Annotated in this window: 16 protein-coding genes and 1 tRNA gene; 6 read left to right on the plus strand and 11 right to left on the minus strand. The window is 58.5% G+C overall.

The window, feature by feature from the left end:
- The first annotated feature begins 2 nt into the window (after positions 1 to 2).
- The 3 genes from HZ995_RS05555 to HZ995_RS05565 are packed head-to-tail and all read left to right on the plus strand — an operon-like array spanning position 3 to position 1,818.
- Entirely contained in the window at positions 3 to 614 is a 612-nt protein-coding gene (locus HZ995_RS05555; RefSeq protein WP_209357672.1) for a DJ-1/PfpI family protein, read from the plus strand.
- The gene (locus tag HZ995_RS05560; protein WP_209357673.1) at positions 611 to 1,396 is read left to right on the plus strand and encodes a carnitinyl-CoA dehydratase; all 786 of its coding nucleotides are present in this window, start codon (positions 611 to 613) and stop codon (positions 1,394 to 1,396) included. Before HZ995_RS05555 ends, HZ995_RS05560 begins: the two co-directional genes overlap by 4 nt.
- A complete protein-coding gene (locus HZ995_RS05565; protein WP_209357674.1) occupies positions 1,393 to 1,818 on the plus strand; it encodes a DUF1810 domain-containing protein in 426 nt (141 codons plus the stop codon). The genes HZ995_RS05560 and HZ995_RS05565 overlap by 4 nt, the downstream gene beginning before the upstream one ends.
- A 39-nt stretch (positions 1,819 to 1,857) precedes the next feature.
- Here the strand turns inward: HZ995_RS05565 and HZ995_RS05570 are convergent, their stop codons facing one another.
- Entirely contained in the window at positions 1,858 to 2,490 is a 633-nt protein-coding gene (locus HZ995_RS05570; RefSeq protein WP_209357675.1) for a class I SAM-dependent DNA methyltransferase, read from the minus strand.
- A gap of 82 nt (positions 2,491 to 2,572) precedes the next feature.
- Between HZ995_RS05570 and HZ995_RS05575 the strand changes: the two genes are divergently transcribed.
- Positions 2,573 to 3,427 (plus strand): SDR family oxidoreductase, encoded by an 855-nt coding sequence (locus HZ995_RS05575; protein WP_209357676.1) that lies wholly within the window; start codon positions 2,573 to 2,575, stop codon positions 3,425 to 3,427.
- Positions 3,428 to 3,466: 39 nt separating this feature from the next.
- Here the strand turns inward: HZ995_RS05575 and dxs are convergent, their stop codons facing one another.
- From dxs to HZ995_RS05605, 6 genes are all read right to left on the minus strand, one after another.
- Positions 3,467 to 5,395, minus strand: coding sequence for a 1-deoxy-D-xylulose-5-phosphate synthase (gene dxs, locus HZ995_RS05580; protein WP_209357677.1), 1,929 nt, complete (start codon positions 5,393 to 5,395; stop codon positions 3,467 to 3,469).
- A 15-nt stretch (positions 5,396 to 5,410) separates the two neighbouring features.
- On the minus strand, positions 5,411 to 6,220 hold the full coding sequence (locus tag HZ995_RS05585) for a polyprenyl synthetase family protein (protein WP_209358167.1): 810 nt from the start codon (positions 6,218 to 6,220) through the stop codon (positions 5,411 to 5,413).
- Between the two features lie 61 nt (positions 6,221 to 6,281).
- Complete coding sequence (locus HZ995_RS05590) at positions 6,282 to 6,524, minus strand: exodeoxyribonuclease VII small subunit (RefSeq protein ID WP_209357678.1); 243 nt, start codon at positions 6,522 to 6,524, stop codon at positions 6,282 to 6,284.
- Positions 6,521 to 7,450 carry a histone deacetylase family protein gene (locus tag HZ995_RS05595; RefSeq protein ID WP_209357679.1) on the minus strand — a complete coding sequence of 310 codons (930 nt, stop codon included), beginning with the start codon at positions 7,448 to 7,450 and terminating at the stop codon, positions 6,521 to 6,523. The genes HZ995_RS05590 and HZ995_RS05595 overlap by 4 nt, the downstream gene beginning before the upstream one ends.
- A gap of 66 nt (positions 7,451 to 7,516) precedes the next feature.
- On the minus strand, positions 7,517 to 8,215 hold the full coding sequence (locus HZ995_RS05600; protein ID WP_370393580.1) for a response regulator: 699 nt from the start codon (positions 8,213 to 8,215) through the stop codon (positions 7,517 to 7,519).
- Positions 8,215 to 8,712: a MarR family winged helix-turn-helix transcriptional regulator gene (locus HZ995_RS05605; protein ID WP_209357680.1), complete on the minus strand. Its 498-nt coding sequence runs from the start codon at positions 8,710 to 8,712 to the stop codon at positions 8,215 to 8,217. Before HZ995_RS05605 ends, HZ995_RS05600 begins: the two co-directional genes overlap by 1 nt.
- 164 nt (positions 8,713 to 8,876) lie before the next feature.
- Between HZ995_RS05605 and HZ995_RS05610 the strand changes: the two genes are divergently transcribed.
- Positions 8,877 to 9,746: a branched-chain amino acid aminotransferase gene (locus HZ995_RS05610; protein WP_209357681.1), complete on the plus strand. Its 870-nt coding sequence runs from the start codon at positions 8,877 to 8,879 to the stop codon at positions 9,744 to 9,746.
- A gap of 51 nt (positions 9,747 to 9,797) precedes the next feature.
- Here the strand turns inward: HZ995_RS05610 and HZ995_RS05615 are convergent, their stop codons facing one another.
- The 4 genes from HZ995_RS05615 to aroC are packed head-to-tail and all read right to left on the minus strand — an operon-like array spanning position 9,798 to position 13,489.
- Positions 9,798 to 10,721, minus strand: coding sequence for a DMT family transporter (locus HZ995_RS05615; RefSeq protein ID WP_209357682.1), 924 nt, complete (start codon positions 10,719 to 10,721; stop codon positions 9,798 to 9,800).
- 58 nt (positions 10,722 to 10,779) lie between these two features.
- Positions 10,780 to 11,721 carry an AEC family transporter gene (locus HZ995_RS05620; protein ID WP_209357683.1) on the minus strand — a complete coding sequence of 314 codons (942 nt, stop codon included), beginning with the start codon at positions 11,719 to 11,721 and terminating at the stop codon, positions 10,780 to 10,782.
- On the minus strand, positions 11,718 to 12,383 hold the full coding sequence (locus tag HZ995_RS05625) for an HD domain-containing protein (RefSeq protein WP_209357684.1): 666 nt from the start codon (positions 12,381 to 12,383) through the stop codon (positions 11,718 to 11,720). Before HZ995_RS05625 ends, HZ995_RS05620 begins: the two co-directional genes overlap by 4 nt.
- The gene (aroC, locus tag HZ995_RS05630) at positions 12,383 to 13,489 is read right to left on the minus strand and encodes a chorismate synthase (RefSeq protein WP_209357685.1); all 1,107 of its coding nucleotides are present in this window, start codon (positions 13,487 to 13,489) and stop codon (positions 12,383 to 12,385) included. Before aroC ends, HZ995_RS05625 begins: the two co-directional genes overlap by 1 nt.
- Positions 13,490 to 13,600: 111 nt before the next feature.
- On the opposite strand from aroC, the gene HZ995_RS05635 reads away from it, so the two are divergent.
- Positions 13,601 to 13,677, plus strand: a tRNA-Arg gene (locus HZ995_RS05635).
- Positions 13,678 to 13,693: the final 16 nt, after the last annotated feature.

The raw sequence follows: 13,693 nt of genomic DNA on the forward strand, positions 1-13,693 counted from the left end.
CCATGCGCAAAATCGGAGCGGTGATCTTTTCAGACTTTGAAATGCTCGACCTGTTCGGGCCGCTTCAGATGTTCTCGATGCACCGCGAGGAATTTGAAATCCTGACCGTAGGCGAGACCCGCGCACAGGTGAAATCCTCGGGTGGCCCAAAGGTCGTGCCCGATCACTCTATTGCCGATCCGATCCGCTATGACATCCTATTGGTTCCGGGCGGCAAGGGCACACGCGCGGCACGTCACAATGAGGTTTTGCTGAGCTGGCTCAGCAAAGCGGCGGCGCAAGCGGAACTGGTCACCAGCGTTTGCACAGGCTCGCTGTTGCTTGCCAGTGCGGGCATTCTGCGCGGCCGCCGTGCCACCACCAACAAACGTGCGTTTGATTGGGTGGTCGATCACGCCCCATCAGGCATCAACTGGCAACCCGAGGCCCGCTGGGTCGAGGACCGCAATATCCTGACCTCGTCAGGCGTTTCTGCTGGCATGGATATGAGCCTCGCCGTGATTGAAAGAACCCTTGGCCCGAAGGCTGCAAAAGACGCAGCGCTTTGGGCGGAATACACACCGCATAAGGATGCGGATTTCGACCCATTTTCGTTGGAAGGACAAACGATATGACCGACAGCCCCGTCAAAACCCGCCGCGAAGGCGCGATCCTAGAAGTCACGCTGGACCGCCCAAAGGCCAATGCGATTGACCTGGCCACCAGCCGCATCATGGGTCAGGTATTCGCCGATTTCCGCGATGACCCAGAGCTGCGCGTTGCCATCATCACCGGTGGCGGCGAGAAATTCTTCTGCCCCGGCTGGGACCTCAAAGCCGCTGCAGACGGAGACGAAGTCGACGGAGACTATGGCGTCGGCGGTTTCGGCGGCATGCAGGAATTGCGCGATCTGAACAAGCCAGTGATCGCGGCGGTCAATGGCATCGCCTGTGGTGGCGGTCTGGAGCTGGCGATCTCTGCCGACATGATCATCGCCGCAGACCACGCGACCTTTGCCCTTCCCGAAATCCGGTCGGGCACGGTGGCCGACGCCGCGTCGATCAAACTGCCAAAGCGCATTCCTTATCACATCGCAATGGAACTCTTGCTGACCGGCCGTTGGTTTGACGCCGAAGAAGCCAACCGCTGGGGTCTGGTCAACGAGATCGTGGCTGCGGATCAACTGATGGACCGCGCCTGGGAGCTCGCGCGCCTCTTGGCCTCTGGCCCGCCACTGGTCTATGCTGCAATCAAAGAAGTTGTGCGCGACGCCGAAGACAGCAAGTTCCAGGATGCGATGAACCGCATCACAAAACGCCAGCTGCGCACGGTAGACGTGCTTTATGCCAGTGAGGACCAGCTGGAGGGCGCCAAGGCCTTTGCCGAAAAGCGCGATCCGGTTTGGAAGGGACGTTGAACGGACCAAATGATTTAGAACGATTTCTCGGCCCTCAGGAGCTGACCCACGCCAAGGCCCTGTCCGAAATGCGGGCAGGCCTAAAGCTGAGCCATTGGATCTGGTGGGAGTTCCCGCAACTGCGTGGCCTTGGGACATCGGTGAAATCAGTCAAATACGGCCTCGCTGACCTCAGCGAGGCTCGTTTTTATTTGGCGCACCCGTTGCTCGGGCCACGATTGGTAGAGCTGTCTATGGCTTTGATGGCGCATCGTGGAGCTGCGCCTGAGGCGGTTTTAGGGCCCGTGGACGCGCGCAAAGTGCAAAGCATGGCCACGCTGTTTTCGCGTATCGATGGTGCGCCTGCCGTGTTTCAGGATATTCTGGACGGGTTTTACGGCGGGATGCGATGTATGCGCACGGATCAAATGCTTGCCTCTTAACGCATCTGTCGGGTTTTGAGTATTTTTAGCAAGATGAACTCAGGCTTTGCGGAAAGTCGCGATCACGGCCAGATCGTCTTTGTGATCTGACGTGCTGTTTGGCCCATAGATCGGCAGTTGCGGAAGCTGCAGATCGGTAATCTGAGGCATTAAGGCTTCGATCTTGGCCGCAAACCCCTGCGCCTTGTAATGTTCGGCATTGATCGACAAGCACAGCAAACCGCCCGGTTTCGTGATCCGCATCACCTCGTCAAGCGCGTCCGGGCCAACATGGCCATGGGTGAATGTGCCTGAACTGACGATCCCATTATATGTTCCATCCTCGACCGGCAGGCGCTGCGTGAGGTCTCCGGTAAAGAGGCGGCGATAGATGTTTTTAGCCTCAGCGACGTGGAGCATTTCCTGAGAGATATCTGTCGCGTCAATCGGGCCAATTTTACTCTGCGCCAGTGCTTCAGCAAGTATCCCCGTTCCGGCCCCGATATCCAGCACCGGCCCATCCCCGCCCTGCTGCGCAAACATCCGGGCGACCTGGATATGCAGGATATAGTCTGACCTCGCCACGAAGTCGCTGTCATAACTGTCCGCCCAATCCGCATAGAGGCGGACGGAATCTTCGGGCGTCTGCAGCGCGTAGGCGGCCCCAAGTCCAGGTGCTTGATCTTTACTCATGAGGCAAAATGACCTGCTTTTTGAAGCAAAATCAAGCGCCGCGGCCTTGTAACCAAGGGCGCAAAAGATCAGGTTGAAGCGCATGAGCAAGACACTCTTATCCCTCGGACATGGATTTTCCGCACAGGCCCTCGCAGACCGACTGGTGCCGCAAGGCTGGCGTGTCATCGGCACAACCCGCAAACCCGCGAAATTCGCGCAGCTAGAGGCACAGGGGGTCGAGCCAATGCTTTGGCCTTCCGACATTCGCCAGCCTCTCGCGGACGCAACACACCTCCTGACCTCTGCCGGCCCAGATGCCGAGGGCGATCCAATCTTGCGTGAGGCCTATGAGGCCATCGCCAAAGCCGCGCCCAATCTTGAGTGGGTCGGCTATCTCTCCACCACGGGCGTCTATGGAGATCATGACGGTGGCTGGGTCGATGAGACCTCCCCAACAGAGCCCGCCACAGTACGTGGCCAGCGCCGTGTGAAATCGGAACAAGAGTGGCTGAATATCCCAGACCTTCCGGTCCACGTCTTTCGTCTGGCAGGCATCTATGGCCCCGGCCGTGGCCCTTTCGCGAAACTGCGAAAAGGCGTGGCCCAGCGCGTGATCAAAAAGAACCAGATCTTCTCGCGCACCCATGTGGAAGACATCGCGCAGGTTCTGGAAGCCTCAATCAACGCGCCCAACCCGGGCCGCATCTACAACGTCTGCGATGACGACCCCCAGCCGCCAGAAGTGGTTCTGGAATACGCCGCGCACCTGCTCGGGATGGAGCCCCCGCCCGCTGTGCCCTTCGAAGAGGCAGAGATGAGTCCAATGGCCCGCAGCTTCTATTCCGACAGCAAGCGCGTCCGCAATGATCGCATCAAGGGCGAGCTGGGCGTGGCGCTCAAATACCCAGACTTCAAATCCGCCCTGCACGCCATGCTTGAAGAAGAAACCAAATAGGTTTCATCTTGCCAAAAATACTCAATTCCTAGCGTGGCCTCAGGCGCTTTTGTTGCCGATCTGAGCGATGCTCAGAGTATCCAGAACCTTTGTCTCAATCTGCTCGGCATTCATCGCCGCGACCTCATACATGTCACGCGGGCTGGCCTGATCGATAAAGATATCCGGCAGCACCATCGAGCGGTACTTGAGGCCGCCGTCAAAGACGCCCTCTTCGGCCAACAGCTGCGCCACATGCGAGCCAAAGCCGCCAACCGCACCTTCTTCGATGGTGATCAGAGCTTCGTGGTTCGCCGCAAGGCTCAGGATCATGTCGCGGTCCAAAGGCTTGGCAAAACGCGCATCCGCAATCGTAGGCGTGATACCTTTCGCCGCCAAGGCTTCCGCCGCCTTACGCACCTCTTCCAAGCGTGTGCCAAAGGACAAGAGCGCCACACGTTTGCCCTCTTGGATCATGCGGCCCTTGCCGATCTCTAGAACTTCGCCGCGTTCTGGCAGTTCAACGCCCACGCCTTCACCGCGCGGATAGCGGAAAGCAATCGGACCCTCATCATGCGCCACAGCCGTCGCGACCATATGCTTAAGCTCGGCCTCATCCGCCGCTGCCATGACAACCATACCCGGCAGGTTCGCCATATAGGCAATGTCAAAACTGCCCGCGTGTGTCGCGCCATCCGCGCCAACCAAGCCAGCGCGGTCAATCGCGAAACGAACTGGCAGGCGCTGGATCGCCACATCATGCACAACCTGATCATAGCCGCGCTGCAGGAAGGTCGAATACATCGTACAGAAGGGTTTCATCCCCCCTGCCGCGAGACCGGCACAGAAGGTCACCCCATGCTGCTCGGCAATCGCTACGTCAAAGCATCGGCTCGGGTAGCGTTCTGCAAAAAGGTTCAGCCCCGTGCCATCGGGCATCGCCGCCGTCACCGCGACGATCTTGTCGTCCTCTGCGGCCATCTCGGTCAGGGTCTGGCCAAAGACGCTCGTATAACTTGGTGCGTTGCTTGGCGCCTTCTGCTGTTTTCCGGTCGGCACGTCAAACTTCGCCGTCGCGTGGCCTTTGTCCCGCGCAGCCTCAGCCGGCCCATAACCCTTGCCCTTCTGCGTCACAACATGCAGCAGCATCGGCCCGGTCGCCCGTTCCTGCACCGTGCGTAACACAGGCAAAAGCTGCTCCATATCGTGCCCGTCAATCGGCCCCAGATAGGAAAAGCCCAGCGCCTCAAAGAGCGTCCCGCCAACCGTCATGCCTTTGAGCATATCCTTGGCGCGCTTAGCCCCCTCACGGAACGGCTCTGGCAACAAAGACACCGCCCCCTTGGCCGCCGCTTTCAATTCCTGAAACGGCTCACCCGCATAGAGGCGGCTCAGATAGGAGGACATCGCCCCCACAGGAGGCGCAATCGACATGTCGTTGTCATTGAGGATCACAAACAAGCGTTTGCCCAAATGGCCCGCGTTGTTCATCGCCTCATAGGCCATGCCCGCAGAAATCGAGCCATCGCCAATCACCGCAATTGCGTCGCCCAAACCGCCGTCGCACTGACCGCCCAAATCCCGCGCGACGGAAAACCCCAAAGCCGCTGAAATCGAGGTCGAGGAATGCGCCGCCCCAAAGGGATCAAACACCGACTCAGAGCGTTTGGTGAACCCGCTCAGACCATCTTTCATCCGCAATGTCCGGATCCGATCCCGACGCCCTGTCAGGATCTTATGCGGGTAACATTGATGGCTGACGTCCCAGATCAGCTTGTCCTTGGGCGTGTCAAACACCGCATGCAGCGCGACGGTCAGCTCAACAACGCCAAGCCCTGCGCCCAAATGCCCACCTGTCTCAGACACAGCTGAAATCGTCTCGGCCCGCAGCTCATCTGCCAGCCGCGCCAATTCGGCGTCGCTGAGGTGCTTTAGGTCTTCGGGTTTGTTCACCCGGTCAAGCAGAGGCGTGTCTGGTCTGGCCGACATGGCTGGTCCCTAAAATTAGCTGTCCCGCGCGATAACAAAGCGGGCGGCGTCTCGCAAGGTATCGGCATCGCTACCATAAGGATCTAGGGCGCTGGCACAGGATTCAACAAGGTCGCGGGCGCGAGATTTCGCCGCATCCATGCCCAAAAGTGACACAAAAGTCGCCTTTCCGGCCTTTTCATCCTTGCCCAGAGTCTTACCGACCTTCTCGGCATCCCCTTCGATATCAAGAACGTCATCCCAGATCTGAAAGGCCAAACCCAAGGCATCCGCATAGGCCTTAAGCGGAGCTGTATCCGCCCCCGCCATCCGTGCACCGGCAGTTGCCGACCACGCAAAAAGCGCCCCGGTCTTACCTGCCTGGAGTGCCGTGATCTCTTCCAACGTCAGAGGCACATCAGAGGTCTCAGCCGCCATATCCAAGGCCTGCCCCAAAACCATGCCCTGAGCACCTGCAGCCCGCGCCAAACTCAACGCCAGATCCGCGCGCACCTCGGCGCTGTCGCTGACCTCGGTATGCGCGGCACATTCAAAGGCCAACGTCTGCAGAGCATCCCCGGCCAGAACCGCCGTCGCATAGTCCCATTTCACATGCACCGTCGGCAGGCCGCGCCGCATGTCGTCGTCATCCATGCAGGGCAGATCATCATGCACCAAGGAATAGGCATGCATCGCCTCAATAGCCGTCGCGGGCCAGATCGCCTGCGCCGCGTCAATCCCATGCAACCGCGCCGATTCCAGCACCAGAAACGCCCGCAACCGTTTGCCGCGCGCCGTCGCATAGCGCATGGCCTCAACAACGGGCAGTTCGCCCATCGGCGCCATCACCTGCAGCAAATGCGCTTCGACCGCCGTCGCGGCCTCCTGCAGACGGGTTTGAAACACTCTACAGCCCTTCGACAGGCTTCAGCCCAGAGGGCTCGCCGTTACCATCCAATGTGATGGCCGCAACCTTTTCCTCGGCTTCCTTCAGCTTCGCCTCACAGCGCGCCTTCAGCTCGGCCCCGCGTTCATAAAGCTTGATGCTGTCCTCAAGCGCCACATCGCCGCGCTCGAGTTTGCCCACGACCTGCTCAAGCTCGGCCATCGCTTGTTCAAATGACATCTCGGAAACAGGGGTATCGCTCATTGCGCGTTCTCCATCAGGACCTCTACATGGGCGGCCACGGACGCGGCCAAAGCCCTCAGATCATATCCGCCCTCCAAAGTCGAGACAACGCGGCCCTGACAATGGCGATTTGCCAGTTTGCACAGCTCTTGCGTGAGCCAGACGAAATCTTCGGCCTGCCAATTGAGCTGCGCCAGAGGGTCATCTGCATGGGCATCAAACCCTGCAGATATCAGGATCAGCTCGGGTTCAAACCGATCTATCGCCGGAAGGATTTCGCGCTCATAGAGTTTGCGCATCTCGACACCCGTAGAATGCGGAGCCAGCGGATGGTTCCAGATATTGTTGTGCCCGCCGGTCTCATTGGGATTCCCAGACCCCGGCCAAAGAGGGCTTTGGTGGCTGGAAAAGAACTGCGCGCGCGGCTCGTCCCACAAAAGCGCCTGAGTCCCGTTCCCGTGATGCACATCAAAATCCACGATGGTCACCCGGTTCAACCCATGTCGCTCCATCGCGTGTTTCGCCGCAATCGCCACATTGCCAAAGAGGCAGAACCCCATCGGAGTCGTCTGTTCCGCATGATGCCCCGGCGGCCGCGTCGCGACAAAAGCATTGCCGACCTCGCCGCCTAAAACAGCATCAACAGCCGCCACATTCGCCCCAACCGCACGCCGAGCCGCCATGACAGACCCGGGCGACATATGCGTATCGCCATCCAAGGCAATCGACCCTGACGCGGGCTCCGCAGCTGTGATCGCATCAAGATGGCTTTGCGGATGACAGAGCAAGATATCCGCATCCGAACACTCCGGCGCCGCGCGTCGATCCAACCCCGACACACCTTCCAAAGCCCGCGCAATATACTCCAGTCGCGCCACTTGTTCTGGATGCCCCGCAGGTGTCACATGTTTCAGACAATCTTCATGAAAATAAACTGCAGTCGCCACAGATGCCCCCTCTTTCATCTTGCTCAAAATACTCTCGCCGAAGGCATTGCCTCGTCAGAGGCAACCTTAATCAGGCGCTAGCATATAGCCCGCGCCCCGCACGGTCTGCAGGTAACGCGGCTGCTTTGGATCCGTTTCAATCTTGCGACGCAGGCGCGTGATCTGAACATCCACCGCGCGCTCCTGCGCTTGCCCCCTGTCGCGACCCAGATCCTCAACCAGTTTCGCGCGGCTCACCGCCTCGCCGGGACAGGCCGAGAAGATCTTCATCAATTGGTTTTCCGTCGCCGTTAGCCGCACAGGCGTGTCACCCTGCCACATCTCGCCGCGTTCGATGTCATAGCGAATTGGCCCCAAATTCAGCACCTTAGGCACCAGATCCGCTTCGGATTTCTCGGGCATCCGCCGCAGGATCGCGTTGATGCGCAGCAACAACTCTTTGGGCTCAAACGGCTTGCCAAGGTAGTCATCTGCCCCGGCCTCGAGCCCCTTGATCCGGTCTTCGGTTTCCCCTTTGGCGGTCAACAGCATGATCGGCGTTTTGGAGGTCTCCCGAATGGCCGCTGTCAGGCTTACGCCATCCTCACCGGGCATCATCACATCGAGGATGATCATATCAAACTCAAGCCCAGACAGGATCCGCCGCGCATGGGCCGCATCGCGCGCAGCCGACACCAGAAACCCATTCCGCATCAGGAATTTCTGCAACAAGCCGCGGATACGCTCGTCGTCGTCAACGATCAGCAGATGTGGCTCTAGGTCCATCAGGATCCTCCATCCCTTAGGGCGTCATTCTTTCGGCGCATTTCGGTGTCCATCATGGCCTCCAGCACCCGCCGGAACCCGGCAACCGCTTCTGGGCCCGCGTCACGATAGGCCGCCCGCATCCGCACCCGTTGCGCATCAGACAGCCGCGCCTCAAGCGCCACGCCTTCCTCGGTCAGATACAAATTGCGCTCGCGCTTGTCCGTCTTTCCAACATGACTTTCGACCAGACCATCTTCGATCAACGTGCGCAAAACACGATTAAGAGACTGTTTCGTGACCCCTAAAATATCGAGCAAATTGGTCACAGTCGTGCCCGGTGCGCGGTTGATAAAGTGGATCGCGCGGTGATGCGCGCGCCCATAGGCCATCGTTGCCAGGATCCGATCAGGATCCGCTGTAAAGCCGCGGTATGCGAAATACATCGCCTCAATCCCCTGACGCAGCTGTTCATCTGTCAGGAATAAAAGGCTCTCTCCGCCGTAAGTGTCGCCCATTGCCGTTGACCCGTTCTTATCTTCGCAAGCCTCAGGCCGACAGTACGTCAGCCTTGTTGACACTCCAAGAGTGAATTGGTAGCGATTTCCAGTTTTGGAGTCATTTATGACCGGATCGGACATAAATGAAAGTGTTTTAGGCGACGCTTAAGGGAAGGTGTACCATGGCAGGCGGATATGATGATCGCGACGGCAAGATCTGGTTGGACGGCGAAATGGTGGAGTGGCGCGAGGCCAACGTCCACATCCTGAGCCACGCGATGCACTATGCAAGCTCTGTCTTCGAGGGCGAGCGCGCCTACAACGGCAAGATCTTCAAGAGCGTTGAGCATTCTGAGCGCCTGCTGAAGTCCGGCGAGATGCTGGATATGCCGATCCCCTACACCGTCGAAGAACTCGAAGCCGCGAAATACGCAGCGCTTGAGGCCAATGGCCTGACCGACGCCTATGTACGTGCCGTTGCATGGCGCGGCGCGGGTGACGACATGGGCGTTGCGTCCTCAAAGAACCCTGTTCGCGTTGCTGTCGCGGTTTGGGAATGGGGCGCTTATTATGGCGACGCGAAATTCCAAGGCGCGAAACTCGATATCGCGAAATGGAAACGCCCGTCCCCTGAAACCATCCCAACGGCTGCCAAGGCTGCCGGCCTCTACATGATCTGCACCATGTCCAAACACGCCGCCGAGGCGAAAGGCTGCTCGGACGCGCTGTTTTACGACTATCGCGGCTATGTGGCGGAAGCGACCGGCGCGAACGTCTTTTTCGTGAAAGACGGCGAAGTCCACACGCCGATCCCAGACGCGATCCTGAACGGCATCACCCGCCAGACCGTCATTCAGATGCTGAAGGACAAAGGCATCACCGTCCATGAGCGCCACATCATGCCAGAAGAGCTCGGCAGTTTTGAGCAATGCTGGCTGACCGGCACCGCCGCCGAGGTCACCCCAGTGGGCCAGATCGGAGAGCATACCTTCGAGGTCGGCGACATCACCCGCGATATCGCGGAAAGCTATGAGGCTTTGGTGCGGGCGTAAGCGCGGTAAAACTCAAGGTTTTAAAGCCGGGCCCAGCGCCCGGCTTTTTACTTACCCCTGCGGAGTCACCGTGGGCCGCGCTTTACCGCGCTCCAGCCCCAGTTTTCGCTCACGATAGATAATCAGAATGCCTGCAAAAATCACAATTGACGCCCCCGCGAGGGTCGCAACAGTTGGCACTTCGGCGAAAATGAAATAGCCGATAATCAAAGCGAACAGCATCGACAGGTAGTCAAACGGGGCCAAAGTACTGGCCTGCGCATATCGATAGCCCGTTGTCAGGAAAATTTGGGCGACCCCGCCGACCAAACCCGCCGAGATCAGGAAAACAAACTCTCTCGGTTCGGGCCAAACCCAACCCAGCGGGACGGTCGCCAAAGACGCGCAGGTTGCTGTAAGCGAAAAGTAAAAGACGATGGCAGCCGTCTCTTCGGTCTTGACCAAGCGCCTTACATGAACCACCGCCAAAGCGCGCAGGAATGCAGACCCCAGGGCCAACAGAGCGCCGATCAGCATGATGCTTTCAATACCGCCCAGTTCGAACACAGTCAGACGCGGCGCAATGATTATGGCGACCCCAATCAAGCCGATCGCCAATGCGGTTAAGCGAAATATCCGGATGGTCTCGCCCAGTAAAAGTGCCGCCAGTATGACCGTGAATAAGGGTGCCGCGAACCCAATCGCTGTAACTTCTGGCAAAGGGAGTATACCAAGGGCGGAAAAGCCCATGACCATTGCTGAGGTCCCAATCAACCCGCGCCACAGATGCCCAAAGGGGTTCTGGGTCTTTAACCCGGTTCGCAGATCATGCCGTTGCGCAAGCCAGATCAGAATGATTGGCATCGCAAAAAACGACCTGAAAAACACCGCTTGGTAAGACGGCACATGAGGGGCCGAGGCTTTGACCAGGGACGCCATGATCGAAAACAAAAAGAGGGCGATCACCTTAAACAGGATACCGCGACTGGAGGGCATGAATAATCCTTCGGGTTACGCGCGGACCATGCGCCTCAGACAGCGGAATGACAAGAGGTCAGGTCAACCAAGTTAAAAGTGCACTTAGGGTGACGAAGGCCCCAAGGGTCGAGCCAAAGAGAACAAGGCTCGCGAAGCCTTCGAGGTTCAGACGCTGTGTGAAGACGACAAAGATTCCGAAGGTCGGCATCGCCGCAGACAGGATGACAGCGGCAAAAAGGTTGGGCGACAAGGCGATCACACCGGCAGCTGTCAGGCCATATGTGATGGCAAAGGCAATCGCCGGAGACAGCAGGATCTTGGCGCTCACAACCTGTCCCGCACGCACAAAACTCGTGCCGGGCGGGAGGGAGGCCAAAGCGGCGCCGATCACGACGAGCCCCAAGGCGCTGGCGGCGGCCGCGAGAATGCTGATGAACTGTTTCGCCGGACCCGGAACGGGAATGTTTAGGAAGTTCACCAATGTCCCAGTCAAAAGCGCAATAATCAAAGGCGTTTTCAAAACAGACAGGAAAATCCGACCGATCCGCCGAAGCCCCCCACCGCGCTCGGTTTCCGCGCTGCGCATCAGCATCATGCACAGCGGCACGATCAGAAGGTTTTCAACCACCAGATTGAGCGCAAGGATCACCGGCGCGAGGTCCGGCATTGCCAATAGGAAAAACGCATACCCAACAAAACCATTGTTCGGACAGCTAGACCCCATCACGCCTGCCGCGCGAATTTTTGTCTCCCACCCCAGTGCGCCAAACGTCACATAGCTTATTGCCATGACCGCCAGACCACTCAGGGCATAGGGCAGCATGTAGTCGGCGTTCAAAACCTCGCTCAGGGGGCGTGTCGCCATCGCCTGAAAGATCAAAGCCGGAAACGCCACGTTGATCACAAAGCGTCCAATGATGCGCATATCGCTGTCGCTGAACGCTTTGGTTTTTACCAGTGTGAAGCCAAGCGCGATGGCCAGGTAGATCGGGAGAACGATGTAGAGAATATCAATCATTGCAACAATTTGGCCCAATGGTCGGGCAGATCCGTATCCATTTCCTTGGCCAATTGTTTCAAATAGGCCAGCATAAGGCGCGCCCTCTTGCGCGCGATTTTGCGGCCCTTTTCGGTCACCATCTCATGCGGCAGTTGCAAGAGCTTGAGATGCCAATGGTCAATCGACCAAAGCTGATCATCCAGATCTCGATCCGCCGCGAACGGGTCATTGGGGTCCAACAAGGGCCGCCCCATGGTTCCCGCCACCATAAAGGTACGCGCGATCCCAACGGCCCCTAAAGCGTCCAATCGATCAGCATCACGCAGGATCTCGGCCTCAAAGCTTTCCGGAGGAATTCCCGCCGAATAGCTATGGGCCGCAATCGCGTGTTGCGCTGCTTTGATCTCATCCGGGGTGAACCCAAGGTCGGTCAGAAACGGCGCTGCTTTCTCGGCGGACATCCGAGAGGCCTCGGCCCTGTTATGCGCGTCTTTGGGCAGATTCACCAGATCGTGGAAATACGTAGCCCCCAAGAGCACGCGCAAATTCACACCGTGTTCAGACTTGGCAATCCGATGCGCATTGGCCCAAACCCGATCCAAATGCGCGATATCATGCGCTGGATCCTGTTGCATTTCCCGTTGGATAATCGCGCGAAGCTGTGCGCGAAGGGCCTCCATCAGCCGATCTTGCCTTGGTTTTCACCGATCTGACCGCGATGCAGCAGCAAGTGATCAAGGATCACACAGGCCATCATCGCTTCGGCCACGGGCACCGCGCGGATGCCGACGCACGGGTCATGACGGCCCTTTGTGATGACTTCGGTCGGGCTACCGTCCTTGCGGATCGATTGGCGCGGGGTGAGGATCGAGGACGTTGGTTTCACCGCAAACCGCACAACCACATCCTGACCGGTGGAAATCCCACCAAGAATGCCGCCCGAGTGGTTGGACGAATAGACGGGTTGCCCGTCATTTCCCATAAAGATTTCATCGGCGTTTTCCGAACCCTTAAGTCCCGCCGCCGCCATGCCTTCGCCGATCTCAACCGCTTTGACCGCATTGATCGACATCATCGCCGCCGCCAGATCTGTGTCCAGCTTGCCATAGATCGGAGCCCCAATCCCTGCAGGCACACCACGCGCGACAACTTCGATCACAGCACCGACCGAGTCATGCTCTTTGCGCAAAGCTTGCAGGTAGTCTTCCCACTTTTGCGCCACGTCGGTGCCTTGCGGGATCCAAAAGTCATTCTGATCAATCGCGTCCCAGTCAAAGGCTTCACGATCAATCTCCATCGCGCCCATCTTGGTCATATAGCCCTTGATTTCGAGGCCCGGCACCAGTGCCTTGATCGCCTCACGCGCCACGCCGCCAGCCGCTACCCGCGCGGCCGTTTCGCGCGCCGAACTGCGCCCGCCGCCGCGATAGTCACGATTGCCGTATTTCTGGTGATAGGTGATGTCGGCATGTCCCGGACGGAAAGTCTGCGAGATCTCGCCATAATCCCGGCTGCGTTGATCCGTGTTTTCGATCATCAGCTGGATCGGCGTGCCGGTCGATTTGCCCTCAAAGACACCGGACAGGATCTTCACCGCGTCAGGCTCGTTGCGCTGTGTGGTGTTCTTGTTCTGACCCGGACGGCGTTTGTCGAGCCAGACCTGCAGCATCTCGGGCGTTACCGGGACATTCGGAGGGCAGCCATCCACCGTCGCGCCCAACGCAGGCCCATGGCTTTCACCCCAAGTGGTGACGCGGAAAAGATGGCCAAAACTGTTCATCGACATTGGACTGCTCCTAATTTCCCATTCCCTTTAGCGGGATTTCGAAAGAGGGGGAAGTGGTCAGGAAAACCGCTTTGTATTTGGTTTGCGATTGGGGTAGCCAACAGACAGGCTGGCCCCGTGGCTCAACTGGATAGAGCAGCCCCCTCCTAAGGGGCAGGTTGTAGGTTCGAATCCTACCGGGGTCGCCAAGTTATTCCGGCTGTC

The organism is Cognatishimia activa, from assembly GCF_017798205.1.
Taxonomy (GTDB): domain Bacteria; phylum Pseudomonadota; class Alphaproteobacteria; order Rhodobacterales; family Rhodobacteraceae; genus Cognatishimia; species Cognatishimia activa_A.